Origin of the sequence: Streptomyces azureus, from assembly GCF_001270025.1 — a bacterium.
Taxonomy (GTDB): Bacteria; Actinomycetota; Actinomycetes; order Streptomycetales; family Streptomycetaceae; genus Streptomyces; species Streptomyces azureus.
On sequence record NZ_DF968457.1, the window covers coordinates 1 to 202 of the forward strand.

Annotated in this window: 1 pseudogene; it reads left to right on the forward strand. The window is 68.3% G+C overall.

The window, feature by feature from the left end:
* Positions 1–202: pseudogene (locus AOQ53_RS35715) on the forward strand (hypothetical protein); the annotation flags it as partial.

A 202-nucleotide genomic window follows, 5' to 3' on the forward strand; every position in this document is an offset into this window, starting at 1 on the left:
GGCCTGATCGCCGAAGCCGCCCGCCAGGGCAAGGTCGACTTATCCCTGGTCAGCGTGGACTCCACGACCGTCCGTGCTCACCACGACGCCGCCGGGCTGATCGTCGGCAAGAGCGTCATGGAGGCTCTCGGGGAAGCCGCCGCCGAGCAGGAACAGGCCCGGCAAAAAGGGGTCGCAAAGCGGAACAGAACGGGCGTGACGG